We start from the raw sequence: 26038 nt of genomic DNA on the forward strand, positions 1-26038 counted from the left end.
CACTTTTTGGATAAAATCGTGTATTTTAGTCAATTCTATGCTGAATTTTCCAAGCTTCTATTCCCCATTTATGGCTACCACGTTTGAGTTTTTCAATTGCTTCATCAATAGGAAACCAAGCAATATGATTAAAATCTTCCAATGGCTTTTGTACTTCTTGGAAAGAAATAGCTTCGTAGAGGTAAGCTGGATTGTAGTAGTAGGTATCACGGTGGCGAGAGTAAAAATACTCATCAGCTTGTCCATAATATGTTCCGATTTCAGCTGTAAAGCCAAGTTCTTCGATTAGTTCTCTCTTCAGTGCTTCTTGATGGTCTTCGCCTGCTTCAATCTCTCCACCTGGCAAGAACCAAGCACCATTGGGAGCTTGAACTAAGACAATTTGTTTTTTTTCAGGATCAGGAATAACTGCGTAAACACCATAGCGGTGCTGGTAGATCACATTTTCTTTTTTTTCACCAAAAGTTGGGTTTGCCATTGCATTTTCCTCATTCTATAGTATCTTTATTATTATCATAATGGACGAGGGGCGAGCTGTCAAGAATAAACAGTTATTTTAGTAAAAAAAGGTGCAGAAATTGATAGACTTCCTGCACCTGTTAGATCGTTTTATTCTTCTTTTTCAGAAGCAATCTCTTCTATTTTTTCAGTTTTTTTGGCAGATTTAATTTGAATCTTGCCATTGCTTGTCATAACTGCCTTGAGGTCTTTTTCACTTGGATTTTCAAGGTAGAAGTCAGTGATGGCATCCTCGATATGGTCTTGAATGGTACGGCGGAGTGGCCGTGCTCCCATTTTTGGATCATATCCTAGGTCAACCAACTTTTCCTTGACCTTGTCTGTCACATCGAGGTGGATATTGTTGCTGGAGAGGCGTTTGTTGACATCTGCTAGCATGAGTTCGACGATTTGGAGAAGGTTGTCCTTGCTGAGAGGTTTAAATTCGATGATGCCGTCAAAACGGTTCATAAACTCAGGACTAAAGAAGTTGCCGAGTTCACCGAGAACAGAGTTGGTTCGACCTTCACGAGCAGCTCCAAAACCAACGCTGGCTTCGGCCTTGCCAGTACCCGCATTTGAGGTCATGATAATGATAGCATCCTTAAAGCTAACTGTTCGTCCTTGCCCATCTGTCAAACGACCATCGTCCAAGACTTGAAGGAACATGTGCATCACATCTGGGTGGGCTTTTTCGACTTCATCGAGAAGGATGAGAGAGTAGGGATTGCGACGAACTTTTTCCGTTAACTGACCAGCTTCATCGTAGCCGACATAACCTGGAGGGGCACCGACTAATTTAGCCACGCTGTGTTTTTCCATGTATTCACTCATATCAAAGCGAATCATGCTGTCAGCAGAACCAAAGAGCTCAATGGCTAGTTGTTTGGAAAGTTCTGTCTTACCGACACCAGTTGGTCCGACAAAGAGGAAACTTCCGATTGGGCGGTTGGGAGTACCAAGTCCAACACGATTACGACGGATGGCTTTTGCAATCTTATCGACAGCTTCATCTTGACCAATGACATGAGCTTTGAGGTCGTCTGCTAGATGGATAAGCTGAGATTGTTCTTTTTCTTTGAGTTCACCAACAGGGATATTGGTTTTCTGCTCAATGATATGTTCAATGGTTTTCTCGCTGATGATTGGAGTATCCTGATCGGTCACCTTGTTCTTTTGCATTTCCTTGTACTTGGCAATCTGATCACGGAAGTAGGCAGCTTTTTCAAAGTCTTCCTCTCGTGTAGCCTGAGCCTTGAGATTCTCAGCTTCAATTAAACGCTGGTCAATCACTTTAGGATCAACAAAGTTCAGCGTCAGATTCATCTTTGAACCGGCTTCGTCTAAAAGGTCAATAGCCTTGTCAGGCAAGAAGCGGTCTTGGATGTAGCGGTTGGAAAGATTGGCAGCAGCTTCGATAGCAGCGTCTGTGTACTTGACATGATGGTAGTCTTCGTATTTCTTTTGAATCCCTTTGAGGATAGTAATGGTTTCTTCGACAGTTGGTTCATCTACCTTGACAGGCTGCATACGGCGCTCTAGAGCAGCATCTTTTTCAATGATACGGTATTCATTGAGAGTAGTGGCACCGACCAGTTGCAATTCACCACGGGCAAGGGCAGGTTTGAGGATATTTCCAGCATCCATATTGCCATCGCCAGCAGATCCTGCACCAACAATTTCATGGATTTCATCGATAAAGAGAATGATATCCTCACGATTGCGAATTTCTTCCATGAGCTTTTGCATACGTTCTTCAAATTGGCCTCGAATACCTGTTCCTTGAACTAGACTGACCACATCCAAACGGATAACTTGCTTGCCTTGGAGTTTGTGGGGAACATCGCCATCGACAATCTTCTGAGCCAGACCTTCGACAACGGCTGTTTTACCAACACCTGGTTCACCGATAAGAACAGGATTATTCTTGGTTCTGCGATTGAGAATTTCGATGACACGGATAATCTCATCGTCGCGCCCAATAACGGGGTCAATATCTCCCCGACGGGCAATTTCAGTTACGTTGATACCATATTCCTCTAGGAGTCCTCTTTCTTGGCTAGGAGGTGTTTGAAGTGGACCACGGTTTTGAGGTCCGTAGCCCCCATTGCCCCCATCTCCTCCACCAGATTGAGTGGGAGGGATGTTATTAGAAGAAGGTCTGAAATTGTTCAAATCATTGAAAAAGTCTCCGAAAGGATCAAAGTCACGATTGTTTAGGTCAGTCATTCCCTTAAAGAGGGTATTGTTTGGGTCTGTTTTGATAATTTTATAGCAATTTTGACAGAGATCAATTTGCTTTTGCTGTCCATTGATATTGGTATACAGATGAATTGTTGAGTCGTTTATTTTACAGTTTTGACAGAGCATACATCTACCTCATTTCATTCTTATTCTTGGTCTAAGAAAAAGGTCAAGAATAGTCAAAGTTTTATACTCTCATTATAGCATGATTAAGGTGTAAAGCAAGTAAAAAGATTGGGAAGTGGTCGTTTTTAAAAGAAGGATTTATGGAGAATCAAGCGACATTGAAGGTAAGAAAAAATCCCATTTGCGGTGACAAAAAGGATTCTCATTCATCGGGCCTTACTGCCCGTTGTTTTTATATTAGTAAAGGAGTTCGTAGATCTCCATTGCAATCAAATCAATGCTATCAAAGGTATAAGTTTCACGTGCCTCAACATCGCGAAGGGTGAAGAGTGATCCGTTTTCTTCGTCGTGGCTGTATGCAACTTCTGCGACAACAACACCTTCACGTTCAAAATTACGTTTTAGATTTCCACCATCTTTTGTCATTGCTTCTAGGCGGTTAATGATTCTAACCAAATGTGATTCCATTATGATTCTCCTCCATTTCTTATCGTTACTATTTTACCATAAACCACGGGGACTTGACTAGAAAAAACTAAGATTTCTCGCTATTTCTCTTTTGCATAAAATTATTGGTGAAAATCAGTGAAAAAATATTGAATTTTAATTCAAGCTATGTTATAATCATACAATCTAATGTTTAGAAAGCTGAGTTTATATGAATTTTTCCTTTTTACCAAAGTATTTACCTTATTTTAATTACGGAGCTCTTATCACTGTAGTGATTTCAATTCTGGTAGTCTTTTTCGGTACCATTCTAGGTGTCTTATTGGCCTTTACTCAACGCTCACGTTTTAAACCTCTTGTCTGGTTTGCGAATATCTATGTATGGATTTTCCGAGGTACTCCGATGATGGTTCAGATTATGATTGCCTTTGCCCTCATGCATATCGATGCGCCCACTATTCAAGTAGGGATTTTAGGTGTGGACCTTTCTCGTTTGATTCCTGGTATTCTGATTATTTCTATGAACAGTGGAGCTTATGTTTCAGAAACTGTTCGTGCAGGGATCAATGCCGTTCCTAAAGGGCAGTTAGAGGCAGCTTATTCCTTGGGTATTCGTCCTAAAAATGCTATGCGTTATGTTATTTTGCCACAGGCAATCAAGAATATTTTACCAGCATTGGGAAATGAATTTATCACCATTATAAAGGATAGTTCGCTTTTGTCAACAATCGGAGTCATGGAACTTTGGAATGGAGCTACAACGGTAGCAACGACGACCTATCTACCTCTAACGCCTCTCTTATTTGCAGCCTTTTACTATTTGATTATGACTTCTGTTTTGACAGTGGCGTTGAAAGCATTTGAAAAACATATTGGACAAGGAGACAAGAAATAATGACAGAAACCTTGATTAAAATTGAAGAACTACATAAGTCTTTTGGGAAAAATGAAGTTTTAAAAGGCATCAACCTTGAGATTAAACGAGGAGAAGTTGTGGTCATTATCGGTCCGTCAGGGAGCGGGAAATCAACCCTCCTTCGTTCGATGAATCTCCTTGAAGAAGCAAGTAAGGGAAAGGTTATCTTTGAAGGAGTCGATATTACGGATAAGAAGAATGATCTTTTTGCTATGCGTGAAAAGATGGGCATGGTATTCCAACAATTCAACCTCTTTCCCAATATGACGGTGATGGAAAATATCACCTTGTCACCAATAAAAACCAAAGGAGAAAGCAAGGAAGTAGCGGATAAAAGAGCCCAAGAACTGCTAGAAAAAGTTGGTCTACCAGATAAGGCAAAGGCCTATCCACAGAGTTTGTCAGGTGGGCAGCAACAACGGATTGCCATTGCACGTGGTTTGGCTATGGAACCAGATGTTTTGCTCTTTGATGAACCGACTTCTGCCCTAGACCCTGAGATGGTTGGGGAAGTTCTAGCTGTTATGCAAGACCTTGCTAAGTCGGGGATGACCATGGTGATTGTGACTCATGAAATGGGCTTTGCGCGTGAGGTAGCAGACCGTGTTATCTTTATGGCGGATGGGGTTGTTGTTGAAGATGGAAGGCCAGAGGAGATTTTTGACCAAACCCAAGAACAACGGACCAAGGATTTTTTGAGTAAGGTTTTGTAAGACCTCATTTTTAGAAGAAGTGGAGTAGAAATCATGGCTTCAAGTAAGGAATATTTAGATTTTATTCCCGATCAGCTATCAGAGCTAGAGGAGATGAGTTATCGTCCAATGATGGGAGAGTATATCCTTTATTATCGTGGGAAGATTATTGGGGGAATCTATGATAATCGTTTGTTATTGAAGCCTATGAAGGTGGTCTTGGATCAACTGGGCCAGACAAGACTTGAACGTCCTTATGAAGGAGCCAAGGAGATGATTTTAATAGAAGACCTTGAAGACAAGTTATTTCTAGCGAGACTAATCAAGGATATGTACGAAGTTTTGCCTGCTCCCAAGGTCAAAAAGAAAGCATGATAGGCTTGCCTAAGATAAATAGGCACTAAAAGCTCGATAAGAGCTTTTTCTTATAGTTTCAAACTATAAGGTCTATTAGTCAAGAAGTGTTAGAATGCCAAGGTATTTTTTGATATAATAGAAGATATTTGATAGAAAAGAGAAGAAATATGGCACAGATTATTGATGGGAAGGCTCTTGCAGCTAAGTTACAAGGACAGTTGGCTGAAAAGACAGCCAAACTAAAAGAAGAAACAGGTCTAGTTCCAGGCTTGGTGGTGATTTTGGTTGGGGACAATCCTGCCAGCCAAGTCTATGTTCGCAACAAGGAACGGTCAGCTCTCGCTGCTGGCTTCCGTAGTGAAGTTGTGCGAGTTCCAGAGACTATTACCCAAGCGGAATTGTTAGACTTGATTGCCAAATACAATCAAGATCCAGCTTGGCATGGGATTTTGGTTCAGTTACCATTACCTAAACATATTGACGAAGAGGCAGTTTTATTAGCCATTGACCCCGAAAAGGATGTGGATGGTTTCCATCCCCTAAACATGGGACGCCTCTGGTCTGGTCATCCAGTTATGATTCCTTCGACACCTGCAGGAATTATGGAAATGTTTCATGAATATGGGATTGATCTAGAGGGTAAAAATGCGGTTGTCATCGGTCGTTCCAATATTGTTGGAAAGCCAATGGCTCAGCTTCTTTTGGCTAAAAATGCGACTGTGACCTTGACCCACTCACGCACCCATCACCTTGCCAAAGTGGCTGCTAAGGCAGATATTCTGGTGGTCGCAATCGGTCGTGCTAAGTTTGTGACTCCTGAATTTGTGAAACCAGGAGCGGTTGTCATTGATGTAGGGATGAACAGAGATGAAAATGGCAAGCTTTGTGGAGATGTTGACTATGATGCTGTTGCACCACTTGCTAGTCACATCACACCTGTACCTGGTGGAGTTGGTCCGATGACCATTACCATGCTGATGGAGCAAACCTATCAGGCAGCGCTTCGTACACTGAACAAGGACTAGGAAGATGAAATTCGTATTTGACCTGGATGGGACATTATCTTTTGACTACATGACCATAGATGAGGAGATTCAGCAGGTTCTTTTAAAGGCTGAAGATTATGGGCATGAGCTTGTGTTTGCCTCAGCTCGCTCTTATCGGGACTGCTTGGGTTTATTAGGTCCTGAACTCAGTCAGCGCTTGGTTATAGGTTTGAATGGAGGCGTAGCCTACCATCTGGGACAGGCTATCTATGAAAGGAATCTCGATGCTAGAGTTTATCAGGCGCTAGTGGATTATTGCCAGACCTATAATCTCCCTTTCTTTGCAGATGATTGCTTTGACTTTAGTGGTCAGATTGTGGAGAAGATTCCATTTATCTCCAGTGTGGATCCCCTAAAGGTCGCTCGTCATCAGAAACTCGAGGACTTGGGTACTCCGATTAAGGTAGTCGTTTATATGGGCGACCATGAGGATTTGCTTGATGACCTGCTTGGTCAGTTAGAAAGACTAGGACAGGCTCATCTCTCCTATCATGCGCATGAAAAGTGCCTTTATGTTAATCCCTTGGATACTCATAAGGCTACAACAGTTGAAACGTTATGTGGGGAAAACTTCATCGCCTTTGGAAATGATCAAAACGATATTGAACTGTTTAAGACATCTCTTTATTCAGTTCAGATAGGAGACTTTGCTGGCCTTACTCCATATGCAGATGAAACGTTAGAGCTAAAAGGAGCTCCTTCTCCAGCAGTAGCAGCCAAAATCTTACAGACTTTTGCGGAATTTAAGGGAAAATAGTGTAGAAGGAGGTAGAACAAGGTTCGCCTTCTTTTTATGTAGAGTAATGCAGTCTATAAACTATAAATTTGAAGTTTGAAAAAGATATTAATGGAATTCAATTTGTAGTAGAAAGAATCTAGAATCGAAAGCTATTTTCATTGCAACTATTCCTTTTAAATGACCCCTTCTTATATATCATTTTATTGGGTTAAATTAATGGAAAATAATTGCAATTTAAGGTGCGTTTTGATATATTTAATATATAAAATATATTATAAAACTTGGTACTTGTTTGTGTATTCAGAAGGAGGTTATTTTTTAAAATAAAGTAAACGCTTACTTTGTATCAAGAAAAAGAAATGAGGATTTTAATGAACAAAAGACTTTTTGATAAACGTTGTCATTATAGCATTCGTAAATTTGCAATAGGTGCGGCATCTGTAATGATTGGGGCTAGTATATTTGGTATTTCTGCTGTACAAGCTGAGGAGGTGGCTTCATCCAATGCTAAAACAGAAGAAACAACTGTTCATCAAGCTCAACCTTTAGATAAGCTTCCCGATGATGTGGCAGCTGCTATTGCAAAGGCTGATGAGAATGGTGGGCGTGAGTTTGTAAAACCAAAAGCTGAATCGGCAGAAGACAAAGTGACTAAGGATACAGAACCTACTACACCTACTAACGAGAGTAGTCGTGAATTGGTTAGTCCTAAAGGGGAAACTCCAAATAAAGTAGAAGAAGGAAACAAGGCTGATAACAAACAGAAATCTGAAGAGGCAAATCCAAAGCCTGTTGAATCTGCAGTAACAGCTGGAACAGAAGTGAAAGAGGATTCTAAAAAAACTTCTGAAAAGGACCAAGTGAAAGCAGACACAGAGATTAAACCTTCTTCTGAAAAATCGCAAGTGCTGTCTAGAGAGTCAAACAAAGCCGAAGTTGAAAAGGAAAAACAGCTATTATCGGAACGAAAACAAGATTTTAATAAAGATTGGTATTTTAAACTAAATGCCCAAGGAGATTTTTCAAAAAAAGATGTGGATGTTCATGATTGGTCTAAATTGAATCTTCCTCATGATTGGAGTATTTATTTTGACTTTGATCACAAGTCTCCCGCTCGTAATGAAGGTGGGCAGTTAAATGGTGGAACAGCTTGGTATCGTAAGACTTTCACATTAGACGAAGCAGACAAGAATAAGGATGTTCGTATCAATTTTGATGGGGTTTACATGGATTCAAAGGTCTATGTAAATGGTAAATTTGTCGGACATTATCCAAGTGGCTATAATCATTTTTCATATGATATCACAGAATTTTTAAACAAGGATGGTAGTGAAAATTCAATTACTGTTCAAGTGACCAATAAGCAACCAAGTAGTCGTTGGTATTCAGGAAGTGGGATTTATCGTGATGTAACCCTTAGTTATCGTGATAAAGTCCATGTTGCCGAAAATGGTAATCATATCACTACTCCAAAACTTGCTGAGCAAAAAGAAGGGAATGTTGAAACACAGGTTCAAAGTAAGATTAAAAATACGGATAAGAAGGCTGCTAAAGTCTTTGTGGAACAACAAATTTTTACTAAGGAAGGTAAGGTTGTTTCAGAATTAGTCCGCTCTGAAACGAAGAATTTAGCAGAAAATGAAACTGCAGATTTCAGACAAACAATCCTAGTTAATAAACCAACTCTTTGGACGACAAAAAGTTATCATCCTCAACTGTATGTGTTGAAAACAAAGGTTTATAAAGAAGGTCAACTAGTTGATGTAACAGAAGATACATTTGGTTACCGTTATTTCAATTGGACTGCTAAGGAAGGTTTCTCTCTGAATGGTGAACGCATGAAATTCCACGGAGTAAGTATTCACCATGACAATGGAGCCTTGGGGGCAGAAGAGAATTATAAGGCTACCTATCGTAAATTAAAACTCTTGAAAGATATGGGGGTTAACTCTATTCGAACAACCCACAATCCAGCGAGTCCTCAGTTACTTGATGCTGCAGCTAGTTTAGGTCTTTTGGTTCAAGAGGAAGCTTTTGATACTTGGTATGGTGGCAAGAAGACTTACGACTATGGACGGTTCTTTGATCAAGATGCAACTCATCCGGAGGCTAAGAAGGGTGAGAAGTGGTCTGATTTTGATCTCAGAACAATGGTAGAACGTGATAAGAACAATCCGTCTATCGTCATGTGGTCTCTTGGAAATGAGGTAGAGGAGGCAAATGGTAGTCCTCGTTCTATCGAAACTGCTAAACGCTTGAAGGCAGTTATCAAAGCGATTGATACTGAGCGTTATGTAACCATGGGGGAAAACAAATTTAGTCGTGCGGCGACAGGTGATTTCTTGAAACTCGCAGAAATTATGGATGCTGTCGGTATGAACTATGGTGAACGTAATTATGATGCTGTTCGTAGAGCGCATCCAGACTGGCTCATTTATGGTTCTGAAACTTCTTCAGCTACTAGGACGCGTGATTCTTATTATAACCCTGCTCAAATCCTTGGACATGACAATCGTCCAAATCGTCACTATGAACAATCTGACTATGGTAATGACCGTGTTGGATGGGGAAGAACAGCTACTGAATCATGGACTTTTGACCGTGATCGTGCTGGCTATGCTGGACAATTTATCTGGACAGGAATTGACTATATTGGAGAACCGACTCCATGGCATAACCAAGATAGTACACCTGTCAAGAGCTCTTACTTTGGTATTATTGATACAGCTGGTTTACCAAAGAATGATTTCTACCTTTACCGTAGTGAATGGTATAGTGCTAAAGAAAAGCCAACTGTTCGCATTTTACCACATTGGAACTGGACTGAAGAGACCCTTAAGGATCGCAAGATGCTGATTGATGGAAAGGTTCCGGTTCGTACCTTCTCAAATGCTGCAAGCGTCGAATTGTTCTTAAATGGAGAGTCGCTTGGTAAAAAGGAATTTACTAAGAAAAGGACAGAAGATGGACGTCCATATCATGAGGGAGCTAAACCAAGTGAATTGTATCTTGAGTGGCTTGTGAAATACCAACCAGGCACACTGACTGCGATTGCTCGAGATAAAAATGGCAACGAAATTGCGCGTGATAGTGTGACAACTGCTGGGGAGCCAGCAAGAGTTCGTCTGACTAAAGAAGAGCATGTTATCACTGCAGATGGAAAGGACCTATCCTACATCCATTATGAAATTGTTGATGGCGATGGTAATGTGGTTCCTACAGCTAACAATCTTGTTCATTTCAATCTTCATGGTCAGGGACAAATCGTTGGTGTGGATAATGGAGAACAAGCTAGTCGTGAACGCTACAAAGCTCAAGCAGATGGAACATGGCAAAGACGTGCTTTCAATGGTAAAGGGGTTGTCATTGTAAAATCAACAGAAAAAGAAGGTAAATTTACTCTTTATGCAGATTCTGCTGGTTTGACATCTGATAGCGCAACGGTCGCAACGGTGTCTGGTAAGAAAGAAAATCGTCACTTTGTAGCCTTTGCTCCTGTAAAAGCAACAACTGATGTGACGACAAATCCTGAATTACCTCAAACAGTAACAGCTATTTATAGTGACGGTAGTGTTGAGGAAAAGACTGTAACTTGGGAAATGCCATCTGACTTGCTTACAAGCGCAGGTGAGAAAAAAGTATCTGGACGTGTAGAAGGTTTGGAAACTAAAGCTGAGGCACTTGTTAAAGTGATTGCTTTAGATAGATGGTTACCAAAAGTTGCTACAGTCCCAGTTGGAACGAATGCGGCTGATTTGGATAAAACGGTCACAGCTGTTCTGACAGATGGTAGCTTGATTGATACTGATGTTGTTTCTTGGACCTTGAAAGACCCTGCTGCTTTGAACAAGGAAGGTGGACGTACGGAGGCTACTGGTAAATTGGTAGATGACGACCGTGAAGTGACTGCAACCTTTATCGCAAGTAGTAAGGAAACAACAAGTAGCATTACAGGACTTACTGCTGGGGATAAAGCTCTTGAGAATTTTGAGTCTGGCAAGACCTATTACCGTGTATCCCTTCCTTACACTGCAACTATTCCAAGTGTTGGAGCTCAGACTACCGGATATCAAGTAACTGTTCAGCAAGCTTCTGCTGATAATGGTTATCAGGCTTCTGTCTTCTTGAGTGACCAAAAGGGTGACTTGGTTCAAACTTACTTAATTCAGTTTGTGAAGGAAGCTCCTGCTTTGAAACGTTTGGAAGTGGTTGTAGAAGGAAAAGAAACTGCCACTGAAGATCAAGTATTAACTTATCACGTCATTGGTCGTTATGAGGATGGTTCACAAACAGAGTTTTCGGCTTCAGATATTCACTTAGAAGCTAAATCATCTGATGGGGGACATCTTGAGGTGAATGGTCAGAATCTATTGCTCTATACTAAGGGAAGAGTGACTTTGACACCTCGAATCGATAATCAAACAGAGAAAACAGAATCTGTAACCACTGAAGTGGTGATTAAAGAAAATAAAGTCAGCAAGAAGATTGTGAAACTTCATCCTGTGTCTGTTTCTACAGATATCAATCAGCAACCGAATCTACCTAAAGAAGTTGGAGCAGAATTTGATAAGGGCTTGCCACGCAAAGTATCTGTAGCTTGGGATAAGGTAGATGAAAAAGAGTTGGGGCACTATCATAGCTTTACGCTTAAAGGACATGTGGAAGGCACAGATATTGAAGCTCAAGCGACTGTAACGGTTGAAGGATTGCAAGTTGCAGAGGAAATCAGTCTCACAGTACCTAAGGGTGAGACGGTTCAATTGCCAGCTAATGTCCGGGCTTACCATTCTAACGGAACAACTATCTACAAAGATGTTGTTTGGGATCAGGTTCCAGCCAACTTTAGTCAAACTGAAGGGGTCTATGAAATCAATGGTCGTTTAGTAGGTAGCAATCTGACAACTAAAGCTCATGTTCGAGTGTCTAGTCAAGTGGTTGCTGGAAATAATATCTCTAAACAATGGACAGGTTCACAATTACCAGCTGCCATTGTATCCAATACAGGAGGAGATGACACAGCCAACACCTTGAACGATTTGACTGTATCAAGAACACCATCAGATGCTAAAAATAGATGGACTACTTGGAGAACAAATACTGATAATGACTGGGCTTCTATCTTATTTGGTAATTCAGGAGACTTGACGAAGCGTTTTGTCAACAATTTGTCGGTTGATTTCTATACTGATGGAGCAATTGGTCTTCCAAAAGAATATGTAGTTGAATATTATGTAGGTAAAGAAATTCCAGATTTACCAAGTGATGTCAGTCATGCGCAACGAGATAGCAATCATCCATTTAATAATCCAGACAATTGGAAAGCAGTTGAAAACTTACATGCTCCAAGTCAGCTGTCTGCAACTCAAACCAATCACTTCACATTTGACAAGGTCGAAACCTACGCTGTTCGTATTCGTATGAAGAAAGCAGATGGAACATCAGGTGTTGGTCTGACAGAGCTAACTGTGCTTGGAAACAAGGTCTTAAGTGAAACAAGTTCAGAGATTTCTATCAAGGTAGATGGCAAGGATCTTGAACATTTTAATCCATCTAAGACAGATTACTATATTCCTCAATCTAGCAAAGAAATCACAGCAACAGCTAGCAATAATGGTTTGGTAACAGTTGTTCCTGCAACAAGTCCAAAAGGTGCAACACGTCTCATCTTGAAAGCAGAAGATGGTACGGTGTTGAAAGAATATCGAATTTTCCGCAATGATGAGAGAGAAACTAGTCAACCTCTTGCTGCAGAAAACAGTGCTAAAATCTTGAATGTTGGAGACAATCTTCAACTTCCTTCAGAAGTAAGTGTTTATTATCCAACTTCAACTAATTGGACTACAGATAAACTTGCAGTGAAGTGGGATGCTATTCCTGAACATGCGACAGAGCATGAGGGAACATTTGAAGTTACCGGTCATGTCATTGGTACAAATCTAACCACTAAAATGCAGGTGACAGTTGTTTCTAAAGGCAATCAAGTCATTTCAGAAAATCCAAACAACAATGAAACTGATTCTAAAGCCTTTGCTTCGATAACGAACGATACACAAGCAGCTTCACATGATAGAATTTTCTATATCAATGATGGAAAATACAATGAAGATGGACGTTGGACAAACTGGACTCGTACTCCGAAAAATCAAGAAACTTCTGTCGGACTACTCTTTAAGAAGGATGGAAAAATTACTTCTCAATCTATTGGAAAAGTAGCCATTCAGTTCTTTAAAGATAGTGGCACAGATGCCCCAGAGAAAATGGTTCTAGAAAGATATATTGGTCCTGCCTTTACAGAGCCAAGTACGATTTCTCGTTATGAAGAAAATGCTGACCATCCATTCAACAAAGCAGAAAATTGGGCACCAATTCCTTACAAGTCTTCTGGAGAATTAGTGGCTGGTAAACCAATCGAGTTTAACTTTGATCCAGTTCAAACAACAGCTATTCGTGCGCGTATGACTCGTAAGGCTACTACTAATGGTCTAGCACTTGTAGAATTTACAGCCTACTCTGCAGGCAAGGGAGCAGAAGTCGAAACACCATCAGCGACTATTTCGATTGATGGAAAAGCATTGGAAAACTTTGATCCAAATGTGACAGAGTACACCCTAACAACAATGGGATCCAAACCAAAAGTCACTGCGACAACTAGTGGACATGGAGTAGTCACAGTTGTGGATCATGGAAATACAAATCTTCCAACACTTGTTCGTCTTATTTCCAAAGATGGAAATCTGGTGAAAGAATATCGTTTACACTTTAAGTCTACCTTCCAAACAACACCGACAGAAGGCGTTAAGAACTTAGTTGCAGAAGCTCCAAGTTTGGAAATTGAAAAGACTCCACTTCCGTTTAAAGAAGTTGTTCGTGAAACCCCTGCGCTTGCTCAAGGTAAACGTCGTGTAGTTTCTGAAGGACAAGATGGAGAAAAAGTTGACTATATTCAAGTTTTGGGTACTACTAGAAGTCTTGTTCATTCTGAAGAAAGAAAGGCTCAGGATCGCATTGTTGAAGTAGGAGTGAAAGCATCTATTTCAAGTAGTAAAGGCGAGGAGCCAGCTCCAGTCAATGAAGTTCCAGAATTCAAAGGAGGTGCTAACTTTGTAGAAGCAGCAGTCAATGAAGTTCCAGAATTCAAAGGAGGTGCTAACTTTGTAGAAGCAGCAGTCAATGAAGTTCCAGAATTCAAAGGAGGTGCTAACTTTGTAGAAGCAGCAGTCAATGAAGTTCCAGAATTCAAAGGGGGTGCTAACTTTGTAGAAGCAGCAGTAAACGAAGTTCCAGAATTCAAAGGAGGTGCTAACTTTGTAGAAGCAGCAGTAAACGAAGTTCCAGAATACACAGGAACTCTTGCTACTGTAGGAGATCAAGCGGCACCAAGCGTTGAGAAACCTGAATTTAAGGGTGGCGTTAATGCTGTAATGGCTCTAGAACATAAACTTCCAGAGTATCATGGTGTTCTAGCCACGGTAGGAAATGAGGAAGCGCCTGTTCTTGAAAAACCAGATTATCCAGTAGAGCTATTAGCTCATGACCAGACTATAAAACCAAATGTTTCAGTAGTAAAAGAAGAGCAAAATAGATTACCAGAAACAGGTGAGGGAGAATCTGAAACAGCCATTTTCTTGGCAGGTGTTAGCTTGGCCTTGTCAGCAGCCCTATTAACTGCAAAACGAAAAGAGGATTAGTTTGTGCGTCTAATGCTATCCTATTGGTATAGCTTGGTCGATGATAAAAAATCACATCGATAAATGAGTTGAAGAGATGGAGAGGACCGATTAGGCCTCTCCGTCTTTACTAGTAAAAATGGAATCGTTTACTTTCGTGTTTGGATGAAAGGAGATAAGATAAAGATGGATAAAAATTTTTTCAATAAACGTTGTCATTACAGTATTCGTAAATTCGCTATTGGAGTAGCTTCTATTATGATTGGTGCCAGTATCTTTGGTGTTAATTTAGTAGAGGCAGCAGAAACAGGTAGTGTAGGAGATAAAGAGGGAACTATAACTCAAGCTCAGCCATTGGAAAAGTTACCTGATGAACTTGCAGCAGTTTTGAAGAAAGCAGAAGAAAATGCTGGGAAGGAAGCTAGCTCGACAGTTGGAAATGGAGAAACTACAGGAACGATTGGTTCTACTGATTCGACAAATAATCTTAAACCAGCTGAAGCACCTGGAATTCCAGAGAATGAAACAAAGCCGTCTGAAGCCATGAGTGGAGGACAAAATGATAAAGAAATCGCTAAACCTAGTCAACCAATTACACCTGAAACTCCAAAAGTAGAGCAAACAGGTGATGGAACAGTTGAATTGGCCAATCAATTTACGGCAAGCAAACCAGCTAGCGAAGCCAGTATTGAAGCTGCCAGCAAGAGCTCAGACTATCTCAAAAAAGAGTACAAGGTCTTTCCAACTCCACAAAAAGTGACTTATGGAGAAGGTGTCACAGCCCTTCGTAAGCAAGTCAATCTGGTAATGGGCGATCAACTCGATATCTATACTCGCAATCGCTTGAAGAGCGTTTTGCAGGACAATCAAGTATCTTACAAAACTAGTAAAACGGCCGTTTCTGGCGCAACTAATATCTATCTTGGAGTGCATGGACAAGGTTCACAAGCAGAACAAAACTTGTCCAAGGTTTCCGCAGGTCTCTTTGACAAAATTGATGCTTATGCTCTGACCATCAAGGACAACTCTATCTCCATCGTCGGAAAAGACACAGATGCGGTCTTTTATGGTTTGACAACCTTGAAACATATGCTCAAGGAAAGTCAAGTGCCAGTCCTTCGCAATGTGACAGTGGAAGATTACGCTGAAATCAAGAACCGTGGGTTTATCGAAGGTTACTATGGAAATCCATGGTCTAATGAAAATCGTAAAGAATTGATGCGTTATGGAAGTGAATTGAAGTTAACTCAATACTATTTCGCACCAAAAGATGATCCATACCACAATAAGAAATGGCGTGAACTTTACCCAGAAGAAAAACTGGCTGAAATCCGAGAACTTGCACGTGTCGGTAATCAAACGAAAACACGTTATGTTTGGACCATCCATCCATTTATGAACAATCGTATCCGCTTTGGCAATGAAGCGCATTACCAGGCTGATCTTGCAACCATAAAGGCTAAGTTTACTCAGTTGTTGGACGTGGGAGTGCGTGAATTTGGTGTGCTTGCAGATGATGCACCAAGCCCAGTTGGTGGTTACCATAGTTATGTTCGCTTGATGAAGGATATCACAAATTGGTTGACTGAAAAACAAACAACATACAGTGGTCTCCGTAAAGATATGATTTTTGTTCCTGCCTGGTACATGGGGCAAGGAACTGAAGCTGAACTTCGAACCTTGAATGAACATCTTCCTGAAAATGTCCATTTAACTCTTACTGGTGGAAAGGTCTGGGGGGCTGTTGACCAAACATTCTTAACGAACTTAAAGAAAAATTTAACAGAAGGTGGTAAGACTTACCGTCCAATTCAGTTCTGGATTAACTGGCCATGTAATGATAATACAAAACCCCACCTAATTCTTGGAGGTGGTGAAAAATTCTTACATCCAAATGTTGATTTATCACTTGCACAAGGAATTATGCTAAATCCAATGCAACAATCTGAAGCATCTAAAGTGGCACTTTTTGATATGGCTCAGTATGGATGGAAACAATGGAGAAGTGTAGAAGAAGCAGAACAAATCAACGATATGGCCTTTAACTATGTAGTTAATGATCATTTTGAAGAAAGCAGTGTTTCGAAGGCTTTTCGAGAACTCGGAAAACACATGCGCAATCAAAATAGACCTCCCCATGTCACTAAATTAGAAGAGTCTGTAGAATTGGCTCCAAAATTGACAGAATTCTATAACAAACTCAAATCTGGTCAAAATCTGGATACTGAAAGAAAAGAGTTGAGGGAAATTTTTGCTGGTTTGAAAGCCAATGCTCTATTACTTAAAGAAAAAGGTGATCAGAAATTAATCGAACAAATTCACTATTGGTTAGAGAATACAGTAGATCAAATGAACGCGCTTGAAGCTTTCCTAACAGCTACAGAAGGTCTTACTGAAAAAAATGATGCCAAGGTGTGGGAGTATTATCAGGCCGGAGTCAAACATTATGACCAGTCAGTTAAGTATGCCTTCTTTTACGTTGACCATTATGAATACGCAGAATTTGGTGTCCAACATATTCGACCATTTATCAATAATCTCAAAGAATACTTAGCCTTACATATCCAAGCAATGTTGAATCCAGATAAATTTGTGACAACATTTATTACGAATCGTGCTGGAATAGAAGGCGGATTGAAAGAAGTCACAGATGGTGACTTTGATACACATGTGATTGCCAAAACAACCATTGTGATTGAGAGAGGCGATTATGTAGGCTTGCGCTTTAATAAGGCAATTAAAATACACAAATTAGGTTTCGCTACGGGTACTAATACGGCCGATAATTATACCTTTAGTAATGCTCTTGTTGAATATCAAAATGAACATGGAGAATGGGTAGCCATAACGAGCCCCGCTTATACTGGTAGAGAACGTATTCTGGAATTTAATGACCTTGATATCACAGCTCAAGCTGTTCGTATGATAGCAACAGCTAAGAAGGATAATGCTTGGCTTGCCATGCGTGAAATTGCTGTTAACAGACCCCTAGAATTGGGTAGTAAGAAGGTTAGGGGCACTATTAGTTTAAGTCCAAACCTTGTTTACAAATATGGAACAAGTGTTGTTCAGATGCAAGATGGTCGAGAAAACACAGAATCCATGATGGCACATGTTGATCAGACCAATGTCACACCAGCGCAAGCCTGGGTACAAATGGACTTAGGTGGACTGTACAAAGTAAAACGAGTTCATCTGATGCAAGGGGAACGAGACAAACTAGCATCTGGTGTCATCGAATATTCTGCAGATGGTACAAATTGGACAACGCTTCAAAATTTATCAGGGCAACGAACTTCTGATATTGTGCAAGAATTTACAACTCGTTTTGTTCGCATTCGCAATACACAAACCTTAAATAAGTGGTGGAGAATTGCGGAATTTACAGTAGATGTCGATAGTCCAAATCTTGACTTAACAGACACCAACGTGGATGCCTTGAAGGAAACGCCAGTAGTGGATAGCTTGGGCAGTTACGAGCTTCAAATTCCAGCTGGAACCAAACTCCCTGCTCATAGCTATCTAGGTATGAAGCTGGACCGTATCCATCAGATCAAGAGCATCCAGCTCCAAGGCCAAGCTAACCCTGCTCTTAGCCTAGAGTACTCTGCAAATGCACAAGAATGGACACCAGCCAGCCAGTTGATAGACAGATCTGTCGCAATCCACTTAGTACGTTATGTGCGTCTGGTCAACAAAACAGATCAGGAACAAGCTGTGACAGCCACTTCTCTCCTTGTGACAACCAAAGAAGTACAACCAACCAAACTAGAATCTACAACTATGGGCATTCATCCAACATACGGCAGCAATGATGTTCGTAAACTGAACAACCTAGATCAACTATTTGACGGTGTTTACAACAACTTCGTTGAGTTTTCAGACTACGCCCATAAAGATGGTCACGTAACCTTGAAACTTGGTAGCGAACGTACCATCAAGAAGATTAGAGCCTACATCCAGGACGGAACTCAAAACTACCTTCGTGATGGTAAGATCCAAGTCAGCCAAGACGGTAAAACTTGGACAGATGTCGTGACAGTAGGAGATGGTGTAGCCAATAGCCAACACGATGATTCACTGACAGATGGTTGGACACATGATTCTAAGATGCCAGGAAATCGCTACATCGAGGGTGAATTGACTACACCAGTCAAAGCCAACTATCTCCGTGTCCTCTATACGGCAGACTATGATGCTCGTTTTGTAGGATTTACAGAATTGGTCATCAATGACGGTGAATTTGTCAAACCAATCAATGATCCAACAGTAGAAGGAAGTAGTGGAGAAAGCCAAGGTAATCTTTACAATAATCTTGTAGACGGCAAAGTCTTGACCAGCTACAAGTCTGAAAAAGACAAGGGCGAATTGGTGTATCACTTATCTGAGCCAACCAATGCCAACCACCTTCGTCTCGTTTCCAGTCTTCCTGAAGGAGCTAAGGCACGTGTTCTTGCTAGAACACTCAAGGATGGTCAAGACAGTTGGCTAGACCTCGGTGCCATTACATCAAGCCTCCAAACCCTCGCTATCCGAAATGGTAGCTCTCTTCTAGACGTCAAATTAGTCTGGGAAGGTGGCAAGGCTGAGTTTTATGAACTGGCGAGCTTCTATCAAGAATTGACGGAAGAAGCTGTTCAATCAAGTAAGGGTGAAGAACCAGCACCCATGCTTGAAGTTCCTGAGTTCACAGGTGGTGTCAATGCAGTGATGGCTCTAGTGCATGAATTGCCAGAATACACAGGCCTGCTAGCAACAGTAGGTGACCAAGCTGCTCCAATGGTAGAGAAACCTGAGTTCCAAGGTGGTGTCAATGCAGTGATGGCTCTAGTGCATGAATTGCCAGAATACACAGGCCTGCTAGCAACAGTAGGTGACCAATCCGCACCTACAGTAGAAAAACCAGAGTTCCAGGGCGGAGTCAACTCCGTTATGGCCTTGAAACATGAGCTCCCAGCTTACACAGGTCCCTTATCAACAGTAGGCGACCAGGCAGCACCGACAGTAGAGAAACCAGAGTTCAAGCTAAGTTCGTTAGAAAAAACTCAGACTTCAGGAGCACCAGTTCAAATTGCCAAAGAAGACAAGAGATTGCCAGAAACTGGTGAGAAACAGTCAGAAACAGCTATTTTCTTGGCAAGTGTTGGACTAGCTCTATCTGCTATCTTTGTCGCAAAAAGTAAAAAAGAAATTAATTGACTTTGAAAAAAGAGATATTTCGTAGAGGGGCTTTGTCCCCTCTTTTTCTATATGAAGGAAGAGATTTATGTTTAAGATGCAAGGTCAATAAACTTTATAGTATAATGAATAGAGAGGAAAAAACGATGAAAGTGATTGATCAAGCCTTACTAGAAAAAGTCATTATTGAACGTTCTCGTACCAGTCATAAAGGAGACTATGGCCGTCTGCTCTTGCTTGGTGGGACCTATCCTTATGGTGGAGCCATCATCATGGCTGCCTTGGCAGCTGTAAAAAGTGGTGCAGGATTGGTGACCGTTGGAACAGATAGGGAAAATATCCTTGCTCTACACAGTCATTTACCTGAGGCTATGGCCTTCTCTCTTCAAGATCAGCAATTGTTAAAAGAGCAATTGGAGAGGGCAGAAGTTGTCTTATTGGGACCTGGTTTACGAGACGATACTTTTGGAGAAGAACTAGTCAAACAGGTCTTTGCTAGCTCAAGACAGAATCAGATTTTGATTGTAGACGGAGGTGCCTTGACTATTCTCGCTAGGATAAGTCTGTCATTTCCTTCTAGCCAGCTTATCCTAACTCCCCACCAAAAGGAGTGGGAAAAACTGTCTGGAATTACGATTGAAAAACAAAACGAAGGTACAACAGCTAGTGCTTTGACTTCTTTCCCTCAAGGAACAATTTTGGTAGAGAAGGGTCCGGCTACTCGTATTTGGCAAGCTGGCCAATCTGATTGTTACCAGTTACAGGTTGGTGGTCCCTATCAGGCGACTGGGGGAATGGGAGATACTCTGGCTGGAATGATTGCAGGATTTGCAGACCAGTTTAAACAAGCTAGTCTCTACGATCGAGTGGTAGCAGCGACTCATCTTCATTCAGCTATAGCCCAAGAATTAGCTCAAGAACATTATGTGGTCTTACCGACGGAAATCAGCAGTCATCTTCCCAAAATAATGAAAAAAATATCTCAAAAAGGCAGCTAATACCTTAGTTGTCTTTTTATGTTGATGTAGCTTTGTTGATAAGGTTTTTAAATACCTCAGAACCAGCGACCAACTGCTTAACTTGCGTGAAATTCTCACTTTTAAGGTCTTGATTTTTACTCAAACTCAAAAGGAAAGTGAGATTGTTATCAAAGTTGAGGGGTGTCAAATCATGCTTTTTTTGATATAATTTTTAATGATGAATGCGAGAAATGATCGGTATGTGGTCGTTGATTTAGAGGCGACCAGCACCGGAAGCAAGGCAAAAATTATTCAAGTAGGCATTGTGGTGATTGAGAATGGTGACATCATCGATCAGTATGCGACCGATGTCAATCCCCATGAACCCTTGGATTCTCATATCAAAGAATTAACGGGTCTGACCGATCAGCGTTTGGCTGCGGCACCAGAGTTTTCTCAGGTGGCTGGAAAAATTTTTGAATTGGTTAAGGACGGTATTTTTGTTGCGCATAATGTACAGTTTGATGCTAACCTTCTTGCAGAATTTCTCTTTTTGGAAGGATATGAATTGCGCACACCGCGGGTGGATACAGTTGAGCTTGCCCAAGTTCTGTATCCTCAGTTTGAAAAGTATAACTTAGGAATCCTTTGTCAAGAGTTGGGCATTGAGCTGGAACATGCCCATACTGCCCTGTCTGATGCTCAGGCAACAGCAGAACTCTTGCTTTACATGCGTCAAAAACTTTTTGAGCTACCTAAAGGGCTTTTAGAAAGCTTGTTAGACCTTGCGGACAACCTTCTCTATGAAAGTTATCTGGTGATTGAGGAGGTCTATCAGCAACAATCTCTCTTATCTTCGCCAGACTTGATAGAACTCCATGGACTTTTCCTGAGAAAGGAAAGTCAGGCATTAGTACCACGAAAGTTATCCAAAGATTTTGCAAAAAATATTTCTTTATTGGGGCTGGAGGAACGTCCACAGCAGCTGGAATTTGCGGAGAAGGTTGAGCACTTATTGGAAGAACACCAGACTTCCTTTATCCAAGCTCAAACGGGACTGGGCAAGACCTATGGTTATCTCCTTCCAGCTTTGAACTTGGAGAGTCAAGCAGGTATCCTAGTGAGCGTTCCGACCAAACTTCTTCAAAATCAAATCATGCAAGAAGAAGGTCAGCGCTTAAAAGAGGTCTTCCATCTGGAGATTCATAGTCTCAAGGGTCCTCAAAATTACTTGAAATTGGATGTTTTTCATCAAATTCTCCATCGAGTAGAGTCCAATCGCCTTTTCACACGCTTTAAAATGCAACTGCTTATCTGGCTAACGGAGACAGAGACTGGTGACTTGGATGAAATCGGGCAGCTTTACCGCTATCAGCACTTTCTGCCAGAACTAGTCCACGACGGCAAGCTTTCAAAGAAAAGTTTATTTGCTACAGAGGATTTTTGGAAACGAGGGCAGGAAAAGGCTAAAACCAGTCATGTTCTTCTGACCAATCATGCTTATCTGGTCACTCGTTTGGAAGACAATTCAGAGTTTGTCGACAACCGTTTGGTGATTTTGGATGAAGCTCAAAAAATGCTGCTAGCTCTTGAAAATCTAGCCCAGCAGGCTTATCGCCTTGGGGATCTTGTAATCCAAATTGAAAAGTCCTTGGAGACAGAGGAAGATTTGGTTCAGAAGCGCTTGCTTGAGAGTATTAGCTTTGAATGTCGTTACTTGATGGAGCACTATCAGTCAGGTCTGAAGAATGGGAAGTGGTTGGATTCTCTCGAACAGTTGCGCCAACATTTTTCGGAGTTAGCTCTCCCTGAGTATAGAGAGATTGCAAACTTTTTCACGTCGGACCGTGAATTTTGGCTTGCTACAGCAGAGAAATCGAGCAAGGATGTCTTGATTTGTTCAAGCAAAAAAGGCCGCTTTATACTAGCAGATTTATTGCCAGAAGATTGTAGGCTCCTAGGAGTATCGGCTACTCTCGAAATCAGCAATCGAGTTTCCTTAGCAGATTTATTGGGATTTCCAGATGCTCCGCTTGTTAAGCTTGATTTAGCAAAACAGGGGCAACAAGAAGTCTTTTTAGTCGATGACTTTCCTCTTGTGACAGAAGTTTCACCTTTTGACTATGCTAATGAAGTGGCCTCTGTTATCCGAAGGTTACAAGGCTTTCAAGAACCCTTATTGGTTTTGTTTACCTCAAAAGAGATGTTGCTGGCAGTTTCAGATTTGCTAGACCAACCTCATCTAGCTCAGTATAAAAATGGGGAACCAAGCCAACTGAAAAAACGTTTTGAAAAAGGCGAACGCCAGATCTTGCTTGGAACAGGTAGTTTCTGGGAAGGAGTTGATTTTTCAACCCATCCTTGCGTGATTCAAGTGATTCCGAGATTACCTTTCCAAAATCCCCAAGAACCTTTAACCCAAAAATTAAACCAAGAACTGCGTCAAGAAGGGAAAAATCCTTTCTATGATTATCAATTGCCGATGGCGATCATTCGGCTAAAACAAGCCCTGGGACGTACTGTTAGACGGCCTGACCAAGCTTCAGTTGCTGTGCTTTTAGACAGTCGTGTCGTCAGCAAGCGTTACGGTAAACAAATCGCCCAAACCTTGTCAAAAGAAAGAACTGTTCGGGTCCTTGCTAGAGATCAGCTAGAGCCTGCTGTAGCTGATTTTCTCCAATCTCGTCGCAATAGAATGAAAGAAAAATCCAAGAAAGAGAAAAGGTAAAAAATATGAAACGTTCCTTCGACTCTCGAGTCGACTATAGTCTTCTTCTACCAGTATTTTGTCTACTGGTGATTGGAGTAGTGGCTATTTATATAGCAGTTAGCCATGACTATCCCAATAATGTTCTTCCAATTCTAGGTCAGCAAATCGCCTGGATTACTTTAGGGCTTGTCATTGGCTTTGTCGTCATGTTCTTCAATACCGAGTTTTTATGGAAGGTGACTCCCTATCTTTATGCCTTAGGTTTGGCTTTGATGGTTCTCCCCCTTGTTTTTTACAATCCGAGTCTGGTAGCTTCTACAGGTGCTAAAAACTGGGTGTCAATAGGTGGAACCACGCTCTTTCAACCATCTGAGTTCATGAAGATTTCCTACATCTTGATATTAGCTCGAGTCATTGTACAATTTACTCAAAAACACAAGGAGTGGCGACGGACTATTCCCTTGGATTTTCTATTGATTGGTTGGATGATTGCCTTTACCATCCCAGTCTTGATCCTTCTAGCCCTACAAAGTGACCTAGGGACTGCCTTGGTCTTCGTGGCTATTTTTGCAGGCATGGTCCTCCTTTCAGGTGTTTCGTGGAAGATTATCATTCCTGTTTTTGCAACAGGAGTGACTGCAGTTGCAGGCTTCATGGCAATCTTTATAAGCAAGGATGGACGTGCCTTCTTGCACCAGATTGGGATGCCAACATACCAGATCAACCGTATTTTGGCTTGGCTCAATCCCTTTGACTTTGCACAAACAACGACTTACCAACAGGCGCAGGGGCAAATTGCGATTGGAAGTGGTGGTTTGTTTGGGCAAGGTTTCAATGTGTCCAATCTCCTCATTCCAGTACGTGAAAGTGATATGATTTTCACAGTGATTGCTGAAGATTTTGGCTTCATTGGTTCAGTCTTTGTCATTGTTTTGTACTTGCTTCTTATCTATCGTATGTTGAAGATTACGCTCAGATCAAATAACCAGTTCTACACCTACATTTCGACTGGATTTATCATGATGTTACTCTTCCATATTTTTGAAAATATCGGTGCCGTGACAGGCTTACTTCCTTTGACAGGGATTCCTCTGCCTTTCATCTCCCAAGGGGGATCCGCAATTATTAGTAACCTCATCGGAGTCGGTCTCCTCTTGTCTATGAGTTACCAAACCAATCTAGCAGAAGAGAAAAGTGGAAAAGTTCCATTTAAACGAAAGAAAGTCGTCCTAAAACAAATCAAATAAGGAGGCCACTATGGCAAAAGTAGCAGTTATCTTAGCTCAGGGTTTTGAAGAAATTGAAGCCTTGACAGTAGTCGATGTTTTGCGTCGAGCAAACATTTCATGTGATATGGTAGGATTTGAAGAGCACGTGACAGGATCACATGGCATTCAGGTAAAAGCCGACCGTATCTTTGATGGTGATTTATCCGACTATGACTTGGTAGTTCTTCCAGGTGGCATGCCTGGATCAGCTCACCTACGGGATAATCCAGCCCTCATTTCTGAAATTCAAGCCTTTAACCAAGAAGGAAAGAAGATTTCGGCCATCTGTGCAGCTCCAATCGCCCTCCATCAAGCAGGTGTTTTGAAAGACAAGTGCTTCACCTGTTATGACGGTGTTCAGGAGAACATTACTGACGGAACTTATCAAAAGCAAACAGTGGTTGTAGATGGTAATCTAACAACTAGCCGAGGACCGTCAACTGCCCTTGCCTTTGCCTATGAATTGGTGGAGCAGTTGGGAGGAGATGCTGAAAGTTTACGAGTCGGCATGCTCTATCGGGATGTCTTTGAAAATCAACAGTAAAACGAGGGTTAAACTCTCGTTTTTGCTTGGAAAAATCTAGGAAATCATCGCTTTTTTCATAAAAAAATGGTATAATGAGGGGTATGAAATATCACGACTACATATGGGATTTAGGTGGTACCCTATTGGATAATTACGAGACTTCTACAGCAGCTTTTGTAGAAACCTTAGCCCAATACGGAATTGAGCAAGAGCATGACCGTGTTTACGAAGCCTTGAAGGTTTCGACAGCTTTTGCCATTGAGAAGTTTGCCCCAGACATCGAGAATTTTTTAGAAAACTACAAAGAAAATGAAGCGCGTGAGCTAGAGCACCCAGTCTTGTTTGAGGGAATTCCAGAGTTACTCAAAGACATTTCGGACAAGGGTGGTCGCCATTTCTTGGTTTCTCATCGAAATGACCAGGTGCTAGAACTTCTTGCCAAGACCCAGATAGCGAACTACTTCACCGAGGTGGTGACTGCCAGTTCTGGCTTTAAACGAAAACCAGATCCTGAGTCCATGATTTATTTACGTGATAAATATCATATTACATCTGGTTTGGTCATTGGTGACAGAAATATTGATATAGAAGCAGGTGAAGCTGCTGGCTTAGATGCCTATCTTTTTAATAACGTTGCGACATTGAGACAAGCAATAGACATGTAA

At 41.3% G+C, this 26038-nt stretch carries 14 protein-coding genes and 2 pseudogenes; 13 read left to right on the top strand and 3 right to left on the bottom strand.

What is annotated here, in order from left to right; translation table 11 throughout:
- Positions 1 to 25 precede the first annotated feature (25 nt).
- The 3 genes from ACVBD2_RS03415 to ACVBD2_RS03425 form a co-directional block, all read right to left on the bottom strand.
- Positions 26 to 478, bottom strand: coding sequence for an NUDIX hydrolase (locus ACVBD2_RS03415; protein WP_461686122.1), 453 nt, complete (start codon positions 476 to 478; stop codon positions 26 to 28).
- A gap of 131 nt (positions 479 to 609) precedes the next feature.
- Positions 610 to 2868, bottom strand: a complete 2259-nt coding sequence (locus ACVBD2_RS03420) for an ATP-dependent Clp protease ATP-binding subunit (RefSeq protein ID WP_461686123.1) — start codon at positions 2866 to 2868, stop codon at positions 610 to 612.
- Between the two features lie 237 nt (positions 2869 to 3105).
- A complete protein-coding gene (locus tag ACVBD2_RS03425; protein ID WP_000443577.1) occupies positions 3106 to 3336 on the bottom strand; it encodes a DUF1797 family protein in 231 nt (76 codons plus the stop codon).
- A 190-nt stretch (positions 3337 to 3526) separates the two neighbouring features.
- Here ACVBD2_RS03425 and ACVBD2_RS03430 point away from each other — a divergent pair, with 190 nt between their 5' ends.
- The 13 genes and pseudogenes from ACVBD2_RS03430 (at position 3527) to ACVBD2_RS03490 (ending at position 26038) form a co-directional block, all read left to right on the top strand.
- On the top strand, positions 3527 to 4210 hold the full coding sequence (locus ACVBD2_RS03430) for an amino acid ABC transporter permease (protein WP_461686124.1): 684 nt from the start codon (positions 3527 to 3529) through the stop codon (positions 4208 to 4210).
- Positions 4210 to 4944 carry an amino acid ABC transporter ATP-binding protein gene (locus ACVBD2_RS03435; RefSeq protein WP_461686125.1) on the top strand — a complete coding sequence of 245 codons (735 nt, stop codon included), beginning with the start codon at positions 4210 to 4212 and terminating at the stop codon, positions 4942 to 4944. Before ACVBD2_RS03430 ends, ACVBD2_RS03435 begins: the two co-directional genes overlap by 1 nt.
- Positions 4945 to 4977: 33 nt before the next feature.
- Positions 4978 to 5298: a TfoX/Sxy family protein gene (locus ACVBD2_RS03440; RefSeq protein WP_461686126.1), complete on the top strand. Its 321-nt coding sequence runs from the start codon at positions 4978 to 4980 to the stop codon at positions 5296 to 5298.
- Positions 5299 to 5447: 149 nt separating this feature from the next.
- On the top strand, positions 5448 to 6305 hold the full coding sequence (locus ACVBD2_RS03445) for a bifunctional methylenetetrahydrofolate dehydrogenase/methenyltetrahydrofolate cyclohydrolase (RefSeq protein WP_461686127.1): 858 nt from the start codon (positions 5448 to 5450) through the stop codon (positions 6303 to 6305).
- 4 nt (positions 6306 to 6309) lie between these two features.
- Positions 6310 to 7083, top strand: coding sequence for an HAD hydrolase family protein (locus ACVBD2_RS03450; protein ID WP_461686128.1), 774 nt, complete (start codon positions 6310 to 6312; stop codon positions 7081 to 7083).
- Between the two features lie 353 nt (positions 7084 to 7436).
- On the top strand, positions 7437 to 14753 hold the full coding sequence (locus ACVBD2_RS03455; RefSeq protein ID WP_461686129.1) for an SIALI-17 repeat-containing surface protein: 7317 nt from the start codon (positions 7437 to 7439) through the stop codon (positions 14751 to 14753).
- 165 nt (positions 14754 to 14918) lie between these two features.
- Positions 14919 to 15026, top strand: a pseudogene (locus ACVBD2_RS03460) (YSIRK-type signal peptide-containing protein); the annotation flags it as partial.
- A 279-nt stretch (positions 15027 to 15305) separates the two neighbouring features.
- A pseudogene (locus ACVBD2_RS03465) lies at positions 15306 to 19931 on the top strand (SIALI-17 repeat-containing surface protein); the annotation flags it as partial.
- Positions 19932 to 20056: 125 nt separating this feature from the next.
- Positions 20057 to 20908, top strand: coding sequence for an NAD(P)H-hydrate dehydratase (locus ACVBD2_RS03470; protein ID WP_461686130.1), 852 nt, complete (start codon positions 20057 to 20059; stop codon positions 20906 to 20908).
- A 199-nt stretch (positions 20909 to 21107) separates the two neighbouring features.
- Entirely contained in the window at positions 21108 to 23597 is a 2490-nt protein-coding gene (locus tag ACVBD2_RS03475; RefSeq protein WP_461686292.1) for a bifunctional DnaQ family exonuclease/ATP-dependent helicase, read from the top strand.
- A 5-nt stretch (positions 23598 to 23602) separates the two neighbouring features.
- Positions 23603 to 24826: an FtsW/RodA/SpoVE family cell cycle protein gene (locus ACVBD2_RS03480; protein WP_247943458.1), complete on the top strand. Its 1224-nt coding sequence runs from the start codon at positions 23603 to 23605 to the stop codon at positions 24824 to 24826.
- A 10-nt stretch (positions 24827 to 24836) separates the two neighbouring features.
- Positions 24837 to 25391, top strand: coding sequence for a DJ-1 family glyoxalase III (locus ACVBD2_RS03485; RefSeq protein ID WP_247943457.1), 555 nt, complete (start codon positions 24837 to 24839; stop codon positions 25389 to 25391).
- Between the two features lie 83 nt (positions 25392 to 25474).
- Positions 25475 to 26038 (top strand): HAD-IA family hydrolase, encoded by a 564-nt coding sequence (locus ACVBD2_RS03490; protein WP_247943456.1) that lies wholly within the window; start codon positions 25475 to 25477, stop codon positions 26036 to 26038.

Source organism: Streptococcus sp. KHUD_018 (assembly GCF_054861215.1).